Here is a 15,245-nt window from a genome sequence, read left to right as displayed (position 1 = left end):
GGCGGCAGGCCGTGCGGGGCGGGGTACCGGACTCAGTCGTCGTACGACAGCCCGTGCCCGGCGGGGAAGAGGACCCGGGCCGGATCGTCCGCCCGCTGGACGGGTACGGGCAGGCTGCCGCGCGGCTGGGACCTGCCGGTGATCACCCGGGCGGCGGCGCGCAGTTCGACCTCGGTCCAGCAGTAGGAGACCAGTGAGGCCGGGACGTCGCCCAGGTGCGCGATGTCATAGGGGTTGCGCACGGCGAGGTGGACGACGGGGACGCCCGTCGCGAGCAGCCGGGACACCAGGGTGCGCTGGGCACTGGCGGCGTCGACGTTGTCGGTGGTGACCACCACCGCGTCCCGGCCCCGGGCGGCGGCCACCGCTTCGTCGATCTTCGCCGCGTCGGGTGCCCGGCCGGTGGCCAGGTGCGTGGTGCTGCAGCCCAGTTCGTCGAAGGTCCTGGCCAGCTCGGGCACCGTGGTGCGGGTGCTGTCGGTCGGGAAGGCCGGGCTGGCGCCGACCACCAGCAGTTTCCGCTGTCGGCGGCGCAAGGGGAGCGCCGCGTCCTCGTTGACCAGCAGGGTGGTGGTGCGCTCGGCGATCCGTGCGGCGGCGATCCGGTGCCTGCGGGCGCCGACGACCCGGTCGACCTCCTTCGGGGAGACGTAGGGGCTGCCGCTGAGCAGGCCGACCTTGTCCTTGAGCCGCAGGATGCGCAGGACCGACTCGTCGAGGCGCTCCTCGGTGATCTCCCCACTGTGCACGGCGGCCAGGACGCCCTTGTAGGCGACGTCGATGTTCGGCGGGAAGAGAAGCTGGTCGACGCCGGCCTTGAGGGCGAGCACCGGCACGCGGTCGTCGCCGTACTTGGTGCGCACACCGCGCATGTTGAGGGCGTCGGTGACGATCACTCCGTTGAAGCCGAGTTCCCCGCGCAGTACCCCCTGGAGGATCGCCGGCGACAGGGTGGCCGGCTCATTGCTGGGGTCGAGGGCGGGGACCTGGAGGTGCGCCGTCATGATCGAGTCGACGCCGGCGGCGATCGCGGCCCGGAAGGGCGGGGCGTCGATACGCTCCCACTCCTCGCGGGTGTGGGTGATCACGGGCAGACCGGTGTGGCTGTCCTCGCCGGTGTCGCCGTGGCCCGGGAAGTGCTTGGCGCAGGCCACGACGCCGGCCCGCTGGTACCCCGTCACCTGGGCCGCGACCATGCGGCCGACCGCGCGGGGATCGGCGCCGAACGAGCGGACGTTGATGATGGGGTTGGCCGGATTGACGTTGACGTCGGCGACCGGGGCGAAGTTCTGACGGATGCCCAGGGCGGCCAGCTCGGTGCCCGATATCAGTCCGGCGGTCCGCGCGTCGGAGAGGGAGCCGCCCGCGCCCAGCGCCATCGCGCCGGGCAACTGGGTGGCGCCGCTGCCGATGCGGACGTTGGCGCCGTGCTCTTGGTCGATGGAGATCAGGGACGGGACGGGGGTGGGCAGGGCGAGCGAGGCCCGCTGCACGCCGTTGGTCAGATCCGCGATCTGGCGGGGGTCCTGGATGTTGTTCGCCCAGCCGGAGAAGTAGATGACACCGCCGACGTGGTACTTGGCGATCAGCTCGGCCACCGTGCGGACGCCCAGTTCCCTGAGGTTGCGCTCCTGGTCGAGCGCGCTGGGAGAAGTGGCCGACGTACCGTAGAAGTACGGCACGAACAGCTGGCCGATCTTCGCCTCGATGCTCATCCTGGCGATGATGCGCGCGAGGCGGTCGTCGCGCTGGCGCGCCGCCGCGGGTGCGGCAGCCGCGCCCACGAGGCCCGTCGTGCTCGCGGCCACCACGGTCGCGGAGGCGAGCACGGTTCGTCTGGACAGACTTCGGTCCTGCATGCGGACATGCTCCTTCCAGCCTTGCCCGTCAAGGGAATCGGCGGAAACGTGAAGGGCTCCGAACTGCGGGAAACCTAGCCCTCACGCACGGGCAGGGCAATAGGTCTAGACAAATTGGGTCCAGACCACGGGCGCCCGCCGGGCATCCGCCCGGACAGGCGCCCCTCTTCGGCGTCTGGAAGAAGCCCAGCGTCCGCAAGAAGCCCAGCGTCTAGAAGAAGCCCAGCTTCTTCGGGGAGTAGGAGACGAGGAGGTTCTTGGTCTGCTGGTAGTGCTCCAGCATCATCTTGTGGTTCTCCCTGCCGATCCCCGACTGCTTGTAGCCGCCGAAGGCGGCGTGCGCCGGGTAGGCGTGGTAGCAGTTGGTCCACACGCGGCCCGCCTGGATCGCGCGGCCCGCGCGGTAGGCGGTGTTCATGTCGCGCGTCCACACGCCGGCGCCGAGGCCGTACAGGGTGTGGTTGGCGATCTTGATCGCGTCGTCGAAGTCGTCGAAGGAAGTGACCGACACGACCGGCCCGAAGATCTCCTCCTGGAAGATCCGCATGCGGTTGTGGCCCTCGAAGACCGTCGGCTGGACGTAGTACCCGCCCTTCAACTCGCCCTCGTGCTCGATGCGTTCACCGCCGGTGAGTACCTTGGCGCCCTCCTGCCGGCCGATGTCGAGGTAGGAGAGGATCTTCTCCAGCTGGTCGTTGGACGCCTGGGCGCCGATCATCGTGTCGGTGTCCAGGGGGTGGCCCGGCTTGATCAGCTCGGTCCGGGCGACGGCGGCCTCCATGAACTCGGCGTAGTGGCCCCGCTGGACCAGCGCCCGGGAGGGACAGGTGCACACCTCGCCCTGGTTGAGGGCGAACATGGTGAAGCCCTCGAGCGCCTTGTCGCGGAAGTCGTCGTCCCGGGCCCAGACGTCGTCGAAGAAGATGTTCGGTGACTTGCCGCCGAGTTCCAGCGTGACCGGCTTGATGTTCTCCGAGGCGTACTGCATGATCAGCCGCCCGGTGGTGGTCTCCCCGGTGAACGCCACCTTCGCCACCCGCGGACTGGACGCCAGCGGCTTGCCCGCCTCCACACCGAAGCCGTTGACGACGTTCAGGACGCCCGGCGGCAGCAGGTCGGCGACGAGGCCGAGCCAGTAGTGGATCGAGGCCGGGGTCTGTTCGGCGGGCTTCAGGACGACCGCGTTGCCGGCGGCCAGCGCGGGAGCCAGCTTCCAGGCGGCCATCAGGATCGGGAAGTTCCACGGGATGATCTGGGCCACCACGCCCAGCGGCTCGTGGAAGTGGTAGGCCACGGTGTCGTCGTCCACCTCACCGAGCGAGCCCTCCTGGGCGCGGACCGCGCCCGCGAAGTAGCGGAAGTGGTCGATGGCGAGCGGGATGTCGGCCGCCAGCGTCTCGCGCACCGGCTTCCCGTTCTCCCAGCTCTCGGCGACCGCCAGGCGCTCCAGGTTCGCCTCCATGCGGTCGGCGATCTTCAGCAGGATGTCGGAGCGCTCGGTCACCGAGGTCCGTGCCCATCCGGGGGCGGCCTCGTGCGCCGCGTCGAGCGCCCGCTCCACGTCCTCCGCCGTGCCGCGCGCGACCTCGGTGAACGGCTGCCCGTTCACCGGCGACGGGTTCTCGAAGTACTGCCCGCGCACCGGCGGCACGTACTCGCCGCCGATGAAGTGGTCGTAACGCGACTGGTAGGAGACGATCGCGCCCTCGGTGCCGGGCGCCGCGTAACGGGTCATCCTGTCTGCCTCCCTCGTCGAGCAGCCGTCCGCCGTTGGACGGCTCTGCGCGCGAGGCTAGGAAGCGGAACGTTGCAGACAGGTTGCGTGAGCGGCGGGGCGCCCCCGGAGGCGCCGGTGCCCTCTCACCATGCCCCCGGCGCGGCCAGCTCGGACTCCAGCGCGGCGAGCCGGGACCGGGTCGCGGCCGTCGGGCGCACCGCGGCCAGGGCGCGCCAGACGTCGAGGTCGTCCTCGCCCCACGGCGCGTGCGCCCAGTCGGCCAGCAGGTCGGGGTCCGCGCAGGCGATCAGCGCGGCACGCAGCCCGTCGGCGAGCCGACGCCGCAGCCGCTCGACCGCCGGGGCCCGGGAGCCGGGCAGCAGGGGACCGGCGTACGCCGAGGCGGCCGCCGTGACGGCACCGGCCCGCAGGCGGCGCTCGACCACCGTGGCGTCCGACTCGACGGGCATCGTCAGCCGGTACGGCCGCGACGCCAGCCGGGCGGGACCGAGGACGGCCCGCAGCCGGGCCAGTTCGGCGCGCAACGTCACCGGTGGAACCGCCTCGTCCTCGTAGAGCGCGCACAGCAACTCGTCACCGGTCAGACCCTCCGGGTGGTGGGCCAGCAGCACGACGATCTCGCTGTGCCTGCGACTGAGCCGCACTCTGCGGCCCTCCAGGGTGAGCAGCGCCTCGTCGCGGCCCAACGCGGTCAGCTCGGCCACCTCGGCGGCGGGCGGCTCCGGCGCGAGCAGCGCCAGCTGTGACTCCGCGGCACGGGCGACCGCCCGGACGAACCCCAGACTGTGCGGATGCGCCAGGCCGTCCCCGCCGGTGATGTCCACGGCGCCGAGCACCCGGCCGGTGCGGGGATCGTGCACGGGGGCCGCCGCGCACGTCCACGGCTGGACCCGGCGGATGAAGTGTTCGGCGGTGAAGACCTGCACCGGCCGGCCGACCGCCACCGCCGTGCCGGGAGCGTTCGTCCCCACCGCCGACTCCGACCAGCGGGCGCCCGGCACGAAGTTCATCCGGTCCGCCCGGCGCCGGGTCGCCGGATGCCCCTCGACCCAGAGCAGCCTGCCGTGCGCGTCGCAGACCGCGAGCAGATGCTCGCCGTCGGCGGCGAACGTGCCGAGGAGTTCCCTGATCAGCGGCATCACCGGCGCCAGCGGGTGCTCGGCCCGGTAGGCGCCGAGGTCGTCCTCCATGAGCTCCACGCTGGCGGTGCCGTCCGGGCCGACGCCCGCCCGGACCGAGCGCCGCCAGGACTCCGCCACCACGGGGCGCACGGGCTGCGGCACCGTGCCCGCCTCGGTGAAGGCTTCGTGCGCCCGCCGCAGCGTCCGCGCGCGCTCCACGGGATCGGCCCCCGGTTCCAGAGCCAGCCACGAATCGGTCAACTCGGCCTCCCCGGACGGCGCAGCGACGGGGCCATCGTCACTCCGCGGAGGCGCGTGAACAACCTCTTCGACCGGGCGGATCACCCGAATGTGGCCTTCCGTCGTGGGTGTGCCCAGGATCAGACGAAGTTGACCAGTCTGATGTACCGGGTCCAGTCCCACAGCGGCCCCGGGTCCGTGTGGTCGCTTCCGGGCACCTCGTGGTGCGCGATGATGTGCTCGCGGTCCTTGGGGATGCCGTACGTCGCGCAGATCGCCGCGGTGAGTCTGGCCGACTGCTCGTACATCGCGTCGGTGAAGTACTCCGGCCGGTCCACCCACCCCTCGTGCTCGATACCGATGCTGCGGGTGTTGTAGTCCCAGTTCCCCGCGTGCCAGGCGATGTCCGCCTCGCGGACGCACTGCGCCACGTGTCCGTCCGACGATCGCACGACGTAGTGGGCCGAGACCTGCTTGTCCGGGTTGCGGAAGATCGAGAGGGTGTCGGCGTACGTCTCCTGCGTGACGTGGACGACGACGAAGTCGACGGGGTAGGCCGAGGGGCGCGTCGACCGGGTGTAGTTGGACGCGCTCGCCGGCTGCCAGTCGAGGGAGGGGTACTCGACGGCACGGGGATCGACGTCGGGCCCGGGCCGTCCGCCGGGCCGGCGCCCCGCACCGGCTCCGGGCCGTGCGCCGGCGCCCGACTGTGCCGACGCCGGCGTGCCGGAGAACAGCGCCAACGGGACGGTGGCGAGTGCGGCGCCCTGCAACAGGCGCCGCCTGGTCGGTGCGGGTGCTGTCCTTTCGCCTTCCATGGACTGACCTTTCGTCGGTGGGGCCCGGGGCCCGGTGGTGGGGGGCTGGTCTCGTCGGGAGGATCGGCGCCGTGGCCGGGACGGAGCCCGGTGGGCGCCTTCGGCGCGCGACGTCCGCCGAGGAGGGGTGAGGGGGTCGGTGCGGACGTCCGCCGCCCGCCGCGACGGGTGCGTCCGCGCGAATCACCGTACGGGCAGCGGGGGTTGCGCAGAAGAGCGCCGCGCCGTTCCGTGGACAGCAGCGGCCTTGTGGACAGCGCACTCACTCGATCGAGTGACCGGCAGGAGGGAGCCGGATGGCAGGAGTGGGGCAGGAGGGGGCAGGAGGGTGTCCGGCCGGGGCTCAGACCCGCTCCGCCACCACCGCGGGGTCGTCCAGGACGGCGCGCACCACCGAGTGCGCCGCTCCGAGCAGCGGCCCCCGTGGCCCCAGCTCCGACACGGCCACCGGGCAGGCGGGACCGGCCGTGCGCCGGGCCAGTTCGGCGCGCAGCGACGGGAGGAGCCACGGAGCGAGACCGGCCAGCGCCCCGCCCAGCACCACGCTCTCCGGGTCCAGCAGGTTGACCGCGCCCGTCAGCGCGATGCCCAGCGCCGTGCCCGCCTCGCGCAGGGCGTGCCGTACGGCCTCGTCGCCCTCCGCCGCCCGTCCCGCGAGGAGCCCCACGCGGTCCTCGCCCGGTTCGAGGCCGGCGGCGCGCAGCACCGCCTTCTCGCCGGCGTACTGTTCCAGGCACCCCCGCCCGCCGCAGGCGCACTCCGGTCCGTCCGGACGGACGGGCACGTGGCCCAGCTCGCCGGCGAAGCCGCGGATGCCGCGCAGCAGCCGCCCGTCGACGACGACGGCCGCACCGATACCGATCTCGGCCGAGACATGCAGGAAGTCCCGCGGGGTGCCGTCGCCCAGCCAGAGTTCGGCGAGGGCGCCGAAGTTGGCCTCGTTGTCGACGGTCGGCGGCAGCTCCGGCGGCAGCAGCGCACCCAGGTCGGTGTCGTGCCAGTCCAGGTTCGGGGCGTGCACGACGGTGCGGCCGTCCCGCGCCACCAGGCCCGGCACGGCCATCGCGAGCCCGGCCGGCCACAGTCCCTCGGCCTCGGCCTCGGCGACCACCTGCCGCACCAGGCCGGTGAGCTGTTCGACCACCGGCTCCGGGGAACGGCCCCGGTTGCTGCCGTGGCGCACCACCCGCGACCGCAGCCGGCCGCGCAGGTCCACCGCGCAGACCGCCAGGTGGTCGACGCCGACCTCCGCCCCGATGCCGGCCGGGCCCCGCTCGCTGACGGCGAGCGCGGAGCCGGGCCGCCCGACGCGGCCGGGGCGCTCGGGGCCCAGTTCCTCCAGCAGTCCCCAGCGGACCAGGTCGTCGACGAGGGTCGACACGGCGGCACGCGTCAGCCCGATCCGGGAGGCCACGGCCGCGCGCGACAGCGGGCCCTGAGCGCTGACGGTGTGCATCACTCGGGCGAGGTTGCGCCGGCGCATGCCCTGCTGGGTGTCCGGCAGTGCGCGCCCGGGACGGGCCGGTTCGCTGTGGGCTTCGTGCGGCGGTGCGGTCATGCCTCCGTCAGTCCTTGGTCGGTCTCTCGCTCGTCCGGTCCTCGGTCACACGCCCGCCGACGCCGACGCCGCCGCAGAGTCCGAGGCGGCCGTGGAGCACGGCGGTCCCGGATCCGTCCGGCGGTGCCCGAGGACGCTCCCGGGGAAGCGTCCGTGGACGTCGGCGGCGACCGGTCACCGTGGCCGCACCGGCTCCGGAAGGGGGCCCCGGAACCGGCGTCGGCACCGTCCCGGGCGGCCCGGTCCCGCCATGGACGGTCCGCGACCGTGCCCGCCGGCGCCCTCGTCCGGCCGGGCGAGGTGCGGTGCGGCTCCGGCCGGTCTCAGTCGGAGCCCGGGCCCCGTTCCAGCAGGGGCGCCGCGTCGGAGAGTACCCCGGAGATCCTCGCCAGCGTCGCCTCGTCCCGCTCCACGGCGTCCAGGACCGGCCCGGCCGAGGTCTTCCAGCGGCGGGCCACCGCCGCCGCGTCCTCGCCGGTCAGCAGGCCGGCCGCCTGGGCGGCGGCACCGAGCGCGACCAGTTCCCGGGCCTCGGGGATCTGCACGGGGCGCCCCGACAACCTCCGTACGGTCTGCTGCCAGGCCTTCCCGCGAGCACCGCCGCCGATCAGCAGCAGCGGCGCGGACGGGTCCGCGTCGGCGTCCAGGACGAGGTCCAGCGCGCCGAGCAGCGAGTGGACCGCCCCGTCGTAGGCGGCCTGGAGGAGCTGGCCGGCGGTGGTGTCGTGACGCAGTCCGTGCAGGAGGCCGGAGGAGCGCGGCAGGTTCGGGGTGCGCTCGCCGTCCAGGTAGGGCAGGAGCGTGACACCGGTGCCGGGCTCGACGGCCTCCCGGTCCAGGCCCACCAGGGCGGCGACGCGGTCGACGGCGAGCGTGCAGTTGAGGGTGCAGGCCAGCGGCAGCCAGTCGCCGCGCGCGTCGGCGAAGCCCGCCACGGTCCCCGTCGGGTCGGCGAAGCGGTGCCGGGAGACGGCGTACACCGTGCCGGAGGTGCCGAGGCTCATCACCGGCACGCCGGGCCGCAGCCCGAGGCCGAGTGCGGCGGCCGCGTTGTCACCGGTGCCGGCGGCGACCAGGGTGCCCTTGGAGAACGGCAGGTCGTGGCCGTCGCGCACGGTCCCGGCCACCTCGCCGGGCCGCACCAGACGGGGCAGCAACGCGGGGTCGAGTCCCACGCGGGCGAGGGTCTCCTCGTCGTACGCCTCGGTCCCGGACGCCCACCAGCCGGTGCCGGAGGCGTCGCCGCGGTCGGTGGTGCCCTCGCCGGTGAGGCGTTCGGTGAGGTAGTCGTGGGGGAGCCGTACGGCCTTCACCGCGCGGACCGCATCCGGCTCGTGCTCGGCCAGCCAGGCCCACTTGGTGACCGTGAACGAGGCGCTGGGCACGCTGCCGGTGCGCTCCGCCCAGCCCTTGGGGCCGCCCAGTTCCTCGATCAGGCGGCGGGCCTGCGGGGCCGAGCGCACGTCGTTCCACAACAGGGCCGGGCGCACCGGTTCGCCCCGGGCGTCCAGCGTGACGAGACCGTGCTGCTGACCGCCGACGGAGACCGCGGCGGCCTCCCGCGCCGCGTCGCCGCACTGGTGCAGGGCCTCGCGCAGCGCGTCCCACCACTGGCGCGGGTCGCTCTCGCGGCCGGCCCCTGAGGACACCGTGTGGGGTGCCTGACCGCTCGCGACGACCTGGCCGGTGGCCGCGTCGACGACCAGCGCCTTGGTGGACTGCGTGGACGTGTCCACGCCGACGACGAGCGGACCCTCGGCTGCTGACATCGGGCTTCTCCCTCTTCCGCGGCTCTGCGGGATCTGACGTGAGCTGTGCTGTCCGGACTCCCGGCCCGCCGGAACGGGCCCGGCTGACCTGGGCTTTCGTGCCGCGCCGGCCGTGGTGGTCCGGACGTCACTCCTTCGGGGACACCTTGTCCCTTCCCAGGAACGTGTGTGCATACTAATTTGTAAAGCGCCATGACGAAATAGTCGGCAGCGAGTGATCGGCAGCGAGTGAGGAGCCGCGGAATGAACTACCAGCCCACTCCCGAGGACAGGTTCACGTTCGGTTTGTGGACGGTCGGCTGGCAGGGCCGGGACCCCTTCGGTGACGCCACCCGACGGGCTCTCGACCCGGCGGAGTCGGTGCGCCGCCTGGCCGAGCTGGGCGCCTACGGTGTCACCTTCCACGACGACGACCTGATCCCGTTCGGGTCCGACGACACCGAGCGCGAGGGCCACATCAAGCGCTTCCGGCAGGCACTGGACGCGACCGGCATGAAGGTGCCGATGGCGACGACGAACCTGTTCACGCACCCGGTCTTCAAGGACGGCGCGTTCACCGCGAACGACCGGGACGTGCGCCGGTACGCGCTGCGCAAGACGATCCGCAACATCGACCTCGCGGTGGAGCTGGGCGCGAGCGTGTACGTCGCCTGGGGCGGCCGGGAGGGTGCCGAATCCGGTGCGGCCAAGGACGTCCGCGACGCGCTGGAGCGGATGAAGGAGGCCTTCGACCTGCTGGGCGAGTACGTCACCGAGCAGGGCTACGACCTGAAGTTCGCCATCGAGCCGAAGCCGAACGAGCCGCGCGGCGACATCCTGCTCCCGACGGTGGGGCACGCGCTGGCCTTCATCGAGCGGCTGGAGCGGCCGGAGCTGTACGGCGTGAACCCGGAGGTCGGCCACGAGCAGATGGCGGGCCTGAACTTCCCGCACGGCATCGCGCAGGCACTGTGGGCGGGCAAGCTCTTCCACATCGACCTCAACGGCCAGTCCGGCATCAAGTACGACCAGGACCTGCGCTTCGGCGCGGGCGACCTGCGGGCCGCCTTCTGGCTCGTCGACCTGCTGGAGCGTGCCGGGTACACGGGTCCGCGGCACTTCGACTTCAAGCCCCCGCGGACCGAGGACCTCGACGGCGTGTGGGCGTCGGCGGCCGGCTGCATGCGCAACTACCTGATCCTCAAGGACCGCGCGGCCGCCTTCCGCGCCGACCCGGAGGTCCAGGAGGCCCTCGCGGCGGCCCGGCTGGACGAGCTGGCCCGCCCGACCGCCGAGGACGGCCTCGCGTCCCTGCTGGCCGACCCGACCGCCTACGACACCTTCGACGTGGACGCGGCCGCCGCGCGCGGTATGGCCTTCGAGCACCTCGACCAGCTCGCCATGGACCACCTCCTCGGCGCGCGCTGAGGCACCGGTCAGGCCACCCGCCGCGAGGCGGGACGCGGGGGAAACCCGGGAGACCCCTCGGGCCCGGCCCCCGGTACGCGGGCTTCGGCCCCGCCCGCTCGCCGGGCGGGGCCGAAGCCCGCGTCCGTACTCCGTTACTCCGTACTCCGTGCGCCGACGGCGAGCCGGCCACTCCGGGCGGCCGGCCTCGCGGCGGCGATGCACTGGTCAGGGCCGTCCCTACGGGCGTGGTGCCCCGATTCAGGTCGGCCTCACGGGTGCGACGCACCGGTTCGGATCGGCCTCAGGGGACGACGGTCCGGTTCGGATCGGCCTCAGGGGACGACGCTCCGGTTCGGATCGGCCTCAGGGGTACGTCGCACCGGTTCGGACCGGCCTCAGGGGTGCCCGCGCTGTTCCTCCCGCGCCGTTCCTCCCGCGCCGTCCCGACGGCCCGTCAGGGCTCGTCGCCGGCACTCGGCACCGCCGAAGCGAGGGCCGTCGCCGGGTCCTGGGCCGCGCCGCCCGCGGGGACCCAGCTCCCGTGCTCCTCGCGGTACGGCCACCAGCGGCCGTCACGGTCCAGACGGAGCTGGTGCGGCGCGCCGACGACGGTCCAGTGGTTAGCCCGCGCCCGCAACGACGGCCGCTCGTCCTCGTCCCAGGCCGATTCGAGCGCGGCCCGCGCCCGTGCCAGCGCGTCGCCCTCGACCGTCCACTCCTCCTCCAGCACCGACAGCGCGGCCGGACCCCCGAGCCGCCACGCGCGTACGGCGGCGGCCAACGACTCCGGGGTGCGTCCCGAGCCCTCGGCGAGCCGGCGCAGCACGTCCGGCTCCGGATCGGCGGCGGCCAGGCGCACGGCGTCCTGCGAGGCGTCCGGCCCGGGGGCCACGGCCTGTCGGTCGTGTCCCTCGCGCAGCGCCTCCGCGAGCAGACGGTGCGCCTCCGCCGCGGCGCGGTGGGCCAGGAAGCCCAGGGCTTCCGGGTCGACGTCGGGCGGCGGCGCGGTCCCGGTGTCCAGGGAGAGCGGTGTACCCGGCTCCTCCCGGAGGCCGGGTGGCGCGGGCAGCGGGGGCAGGAGGTCCCCCACCGCGTACGCCTCGGCCGCGTCCACGCCGTCCGGGTGAGGGACGACCTCCTCCGCGCGGGCGCCACCGTGCGACTGGAGGGCGTCGAGGACGGCGCTCTCCGCGCGGCCGCGCATCAGCAGCAGCACGAAGGGGTCCTGGTCCAGCAGCCCGGCGACCTGGTAGCAGAGCGCCGCCGTGTGCCCGCAGTGGTCCCAGGCGCCGCAGTCGCACTCCGGTTCCAGGTCGCCGAGGCCCGGCAGCAGGTCGATGCCCGCGCTCGCGGCGTCCTCCACGAGGTGGGGCGGCATGTCGTGGTCGAGCAGCGCCGCCACGTGCCCGGACCGCTCGATCGCGAGGTCGAGGAAGCGGTCCCACTGCGCGTCGGACAGCCGCTCCAGCAGGACGTCGGCCCGGTGGGTCGTGCCGTCCCGGTCCCGGACGACCGCGGTGATGCGCCCCGGTCGTACCGACACCGCGCCGACCGCCCCCGCGCGCGCGAGCCGGCGGCCCGTCTTCACCTGCGCCGCGTCCATCGCCGCGTCCTCCAGGGCCTTCAGCCAGGCCCGGCCCCACCAGCTCCGCGCGAAACCCCGGCCGTGCGTGGGCGGCAGCGGGGCGAACGTCCGTTGTGCGTCCTCGTCGTACCGGGTCATCGCGTACCTCCTCGCAGCTCCACCAGCTCGGCCAGTTCCGCGTCGGTCAGCTCGGTGAGGGCCGACTCGCCCATGCCCAGGACCGCGTCGGCCAGCTCCCGCTTGCGGTGCAGCAGCGCCGCGATGCGGTCCTCCACGGTCCCCTCGGCGACCAGCCGGTGCACCTGTACCGGACGGGTCTGACCGATGCGGTACGCGCGGTCGGTGGCCTGCGCCTCCACAGCCGGGTTCCACCACCGGTCGTAGTGCACGACGTGCTCCGCGCGGGTCAGGTTCAGTCCGGTGCCGGCCGCCTTCAGGGAGAGCAGGAAGACCGGGACCTCGCCGTCCTGGAACCGCCGCACCATCGACTCCCGGGCCGCGACGGACGTACCGCCGTGCAGGAGGAGCGAGGGCACCCCGCGGGCGGCCAGGTGTCCTTCGAGGAGCCGGGCCATCCGCACGTACTGGGTGAAGACCAGCACGCTCGCACCCTCGGCGAGGATCACCCCGAGCAGCTCGTCCAGCAGCTCCAGCTTCCCCGACCGGCCCGTGGTCCGGGGCCGTTCCTCCTTCAGGAACTGCGCCGGATGGTTGCAGATCTGCTTGAGGCCCGTCAGAAGCTTCACGATCATGCCGCGGCGCGCCATGCTGTCCGTCCCGGCGATCTCCGTCAGCGCCTCGCGCACCACCGCCTCGTAGAGGGCCGTCTGTTCCGCGGTCAGCGACACGGGGTGGTCGGTCTCGGTCTTCGGCGGCAGCTCCGGCGCGATCCCCGGGTCCGACTTGCGGCGGCGCAGCAGGAACGGCCGGACCAGCCGCGCCAGCCGGTCCGCGGCCCCCGGGTCCTGGCCGCCCTCGACCGCCTGCGCGTAGTGCCTGCGGAAGGTGCCGAGCCGGCCCAGCAGGCCCGGGGTGGCCCAGTCGAGCACGGCCCACAGCTCCGAGAGGTTGTTCTCCACGGGGGTGCCCGTGAGCGCCACGCGGGCGCGTGCGCCGATGGAGCGCAGCTGCCGCGCGGTCTCCGAGTAGGGGTTCTTCACGTGCTGCGCCTCGTCCGCGACGACCAGGCCCCACGGCACGGCCGAGAGTCGGGCGGTGTCCAGGCGCATGGTCCCGTAGGTGGTGAGCACGAACTCACCGGCCGCCAGGTCCGACAGGTCCCGCCTCGTGCCGTGGAAGCGGCGGACGGGCGTCCCGGGCGCGAACCGTTCGATCTCACGCTGCCAGTTGCCCATGAGGGAGGTCGGGCAGACCACCAGGGTGGGCCCGGCGGCCGAGGGGTCGGTCTGCCGGTGCAGGTGCAGGGCGATCAGCGTGATGGTCTTGCCGAGACCCATGTCGTCGGCGAGGCAGCAGCCCAGGCCCAGCGACGTCATGCGCACCAGCCAGTCGAGCCCCCGTCGCTGGTAGTCGCGCAGCGTGGCGTGCAGCGCGGCGGGCTGGGCGACGGCGTCCTGCGGCCGGGGGTCGGTGAGGCGTTCCCGCAGGGCCGCCAGCCATCCCGTGGCGCGCACCTCCACGCGGCCGCCGTCCACCTCGGTCGAGCCCGTGAGGGCGGCGGCGAGCGCGTCGACGGGGGTGACCTTGCGGTCCTGCCGGGTGCGGACGCGCCGGGCCTCCTCGGGGTCGACGAGCACCCACCGGTCGCGCAGGCGCACCACGGGCCGGTCCGCCTCGGCGAGCCGGTCCAGCTCCTCGCGGGTGAGCCGCTCGTCGCCCAGGGCGAACGACCAGCTGAAGGAGAGGAGCGCGTCGGCGGACAGGAACGACGGTCCGGTGTCCGACGACGCCGTGCGCGGGCCCGGGCCGTCGTCGGGCGGTCCCACCTCGGCGCGGGTGGTCAAGCCACGGGCCAGCTCCCGCGGCCAGTGCACCTCGACGCCCGCGCCGGCGAGAGCCCGGGAGCCCGCTCCGCGGAGTTCGGCGACCTCCTCGTCGGCCAGTTCGACGGCGTCCGGCACGGCGGCCGACAACAGCGGCGTCAACGCGGGCCAGGCACGAGCCGCGCGGCGCAGCGCGAGCAGTGCGTCCATCCGCGCGCGCGTCCCGAACGCGTCCCCCGCGGTGTCCGCCCACACCTCGGTGGCGTCCGCGACGACGGCGGGATCGCGCACGCTGTGCACCTGGAGCACGGCCCGGAACCGCGGCCGGGCCTCCGGGGACTCGGCAGTGTCGAGGCCCCGTACCTCGACACGCAGGGACAGGCGCACCCCCGAGTCGTGGCCGGCCGAGACGTCGGCGGTCCACGAGCGGAGCCCGGGCAACCGTCGCGGGACCGGCGAGGCGTAGGCGGGACCGGCCGTCACCAGATGAGCGGCGGGGGAGCGGGGCAGCGTGTCGGCGACCGAGTCGAGGAAGGCGCGGACCAGTCGCTCCGGGTCGGGCAGTCGCAGGGGTCCGGCGCCGTCGAGGGGGACGGCGTGCGCCTCGGGCGGCATGGCGGCGGCCAGGTGGAGCACCCGCTCGGTCTCCTCCGGGCCCAGCGGACCCGTGCGCCAGGCGTCGTGATCGGTTCCGGACAGACCGGGCAGCAACAGCCCGCGCGCCACCAGGTGCAGGGCTTCGAGCGCGACGGCGCCCCAGAAGACGGTCGACCGGTGCGCGTCGGTGCGGGGCCGCGCGCGGGTGAGGAGGGGCAGGGCCGCCCGCACCGGCAGCAGCACGGCCGGCACCCGCGTCGGACGCACTCCCTCGCCGTCGGGCAGGGCGACCGTCAGTTCTTCCACCGAACCGGCCGAGGGGGCGACAGGACGCTCCCCATCGGGCCGCCAGAAGGCCGTCCGGCCGGCGCGGGCGGGATCGCCGGGCAGGAAAACGGCGTGGCAGCGGGCGAGTTCGGCGATCTCGGAGGGTGTTGCCGAAGGAACGGTCTGCGCGATGATGACGTATTCCTCAAATTTGACTACTTGGGGAAGCGGTCGCCGAGTGTACTCCACTTCCGGCGGCGGGAAGTGCGGTCGCGGTGTGGCTTGGGTCACTATGCAAGGAGAGGCGTTTCGGCACGGACGTCGGCAGCGGTTCCTCGGCAGCAGCTCCTCGGGGGCGCTT

General features: G+C 73.9%; 9 protein-coding genes. 1 reads left to right on the top strand and 8 read right to left on the bottom strand.

Annotated elements, in window-relative coordinates; genetic code table 11:
* Positions 1 to 32: 32 nt before the first annotated feature.
* The 6 genes from ACFZP7_RS05540 to xylB all read right to left on the bottom strand — a co-directional run bounded on the left by ACFZP7_RS05540 (position 33) and on the right by xylB (position 9,103).
* On the bottom strand, positions 33 to 1,859 hold the full coding sequence (locus ACFZP7_RS05540) for a glycoside hydrolase family 3 protein (RefSeq protein WP_385633994.1): 1,827 nt from the start codon (positions 1,857 to 1,859) through the stop codon (positions 33 to 35).
* A gap of 211 nt (positions 1,860 to 2,070) precedes the next feature.
* Positions 2,071 to 3,594, bottom strand: coding sequence for an aldehyde dehydrogenase family protein (locus ACFZP7_RS05535; protein WP_385633993.1), 1,524 nt, complete (start codon positions 3,592 to 3,594; stop codon positions 2,071 to 2,073).
* Between the two features lie 125 nt (positions 3,595 to 3,719).
* The gene (locus tag ACFZP7_RS05530) at positions 3,720 to 4,979 is read right to left on the bottom strand and encodes a GAF domain-containing protein (RefSeq protein WP_385633992.1); all 1,260 of its coding nucleotides are present in this window, start codon (positions 4,977 to 4,979) and stop codon (positions 3,720 to 3,722) included.
* A 119-nt stretch (positions 4,980 to 5,098) separates the two neighbouring features.
* Positions 5,099 to 5,776 (bottom strand): N-acetylmuramoyl-L-alanine amidase, encoded by a 678-nt coding sequence (locus ACFZP7_RS05525; protein WP_385633991.1) that lies wholly within the window; start codon positions 5,774 to 5,776, stop codon positions 5,099 to 5,101.
* A 343-nt stretch (positions 5,777 to 6,119) separates the two neighbouring features.
* A complete protein-coding gene (locus tag ACFZP7_RS05520) occupies positions 6,120 to 7,334 on the bottom strand; it encodes an ROK family protein (protein ID WP_385633989.1) in 1,215 nt (404 codons plus the stop codon).
* Positions 7,335 to 7,657: 323 nt separating this feature from the next.
* Entirely contained in the window at positions 7,658 to 9,103 is a 1,446-nt protein-coding gene (xylB, locus tag ACFZP7_RS05515) for a xylulokinase (protein ID WP_385633988.1), read from the bottom strand.
* A 243-nt stretch (positions 9,104 to 9,346) separates the two neighbouring features.
* Between xylB and xylA the strand changes: the two genes are divergently transcribed.
* Complete coding sequence (gene xylA / locus ACFZP7_RS05510; RefSeq protein ID WP_019327446.1) at positions 9,347 to 10,510, top strand: xylose isomerase; 1,164 nt, start codon at positions 9,347 to 9,349, stop codon at positions 10,508 to 10,510.
* A gap of 436 nt (positions 10,511 to 10,946) precedes the next feature.
* Here the strand turns inward: xylA and ACFZP7_RS05505 are convergent, their stop codons facing one another.
* Positions 10,947 to 12,215 (bottom strand): SWF or SNF family helicase, encoded by a 1,269-nt coding sequence (locus tag ACFZP7_RS05505; protein WP_385633987.1) that lies wholly within the window; start codon positions 12,213 to 12,215, stop codon positions 10,947 to 10,949.
* Positions 12,212 to 15,076 (bottom strand): DEAD/DEAH box helicase, encoded by a 2,865-nt coding sequence (locus tag ACFZP7_RS05500; RefSeq protein ID WP_385638345.1) that lies wholly within the window; start codon positions 15,074 to 15,076, stop codon positions 12,212 to 12,214. The genes ACFZP7_RS05505 and ACFZP7_RS05500 overlap by 4 nt, the downstream gene beginning before the upstream one ends.
* Between the last annotated feature and the right edge of the window lie 169 nt (positions 15,077 to 15,245).

This window comes from Streptomyces sp. SudanB5_2050 (assembly GCF_964272335.1).
In the GTDB taxonomy this organism is placed as follows: Bacteria; Actinomycetota; Actinomycetes; order Streptomycetales; family Streptomycetaceae; genus Streptomyces; species Streptomyces rochei.
Note: the sequence above shows the minus strand (reverse complement) of the source record. Positions and strands in the feature narration are given on the sequence as shown.